We start from the raw sequence: 868 nt of genomic DNA, 5'->3' as shown, positions 1-868 counted from the left end.
TTGGCATTTGAGCTGTCAGATTCTACCGGTTTTTTGTCATCGCAAAATTATTACGGTCAAGATACAATTAAACTAAGCTGGAAGTTAGGCTGTAAAGATTTAGATCAAAAAATTAAGGTTATTGATCCTAGTGTATGCGGAAAAGCCAAATCCGGATGTATTGAGGTTGATATATTTGAAATCTCAGCCAGGGCATCTGCAAGTGTTAAGAGTGGTTGGTATACACCATGTTTACCTATAAACGTAAATTTTGACGATTTTATCGGTAATGACAATAGGGTTTCATTACTCAACGGTGGATGGATTTTGACTACTACTGATTTTGTGAATGGTGATTGGACAAGCTCATCAGGTCCACTGTATAGTGCCCAGGCATCTTATAAATTATTATCAAATGGTGAGATGTTTGCCTATGCTGGTTCCGAGCAATATTTATTTCACAATAATGAAAAAGGGTGGGAAGAAATATACGTACCATCTTCTAGTTTCTTTAATTATGAGAAAGAAATCGTAATTACAGAAAATGGAACATACTACTTCATAGAAGAAGACAGTCGTTATATATACAAAAGTACAGATGGAATATATTGGGATAATTATATTGATATAAGTTCCATTACTAATTCTTATGGCCCACAAGGTATAGCTGTAGATGGCAATAGAGTCGTAATAATTTGTGGAGGTAGGCAGGTGATTGATATCGATGCTTCTTTAAATACAATTGAAGTGCATGATTTTGATTCATATACCTGGAATTATTATAGTGATTTTAGCTTCGATCTGGAGCTTAAGGGAGATCAGTTATTTGTTTTATATAGAAGTTACTCAGATGATTTGGCCATCCTTGATTTGCTTTCAAATACTTCTT

At 34.3% G+C, this 868-nt stretch carries 1 protein-coding gene; it reads left to right on the top strand.

The annotated features are described in order from the left end of the window. Positions 1 to 868, top strand: an 868-nt coding sequence (locus tag E1176_RS20190) for a hypothetical protein (protein WP_185152496.1), incomplete at both ends; no start/stop codon positions are given.

Source organism: Fulvivirga aurantia, assembly GCF_009711475.1.
Classification (GTDB): Bacteria; Bacteroidota; Bacteroidia; order Cytophagales; family Cyclobacteriaceae; genus Fulvivirga; species Fulvivirga aurantia.
Note: the sequence above shows the minus strand (reverse complement) of the source record. Positions and strands in the feature narration are given on the sequence as shown.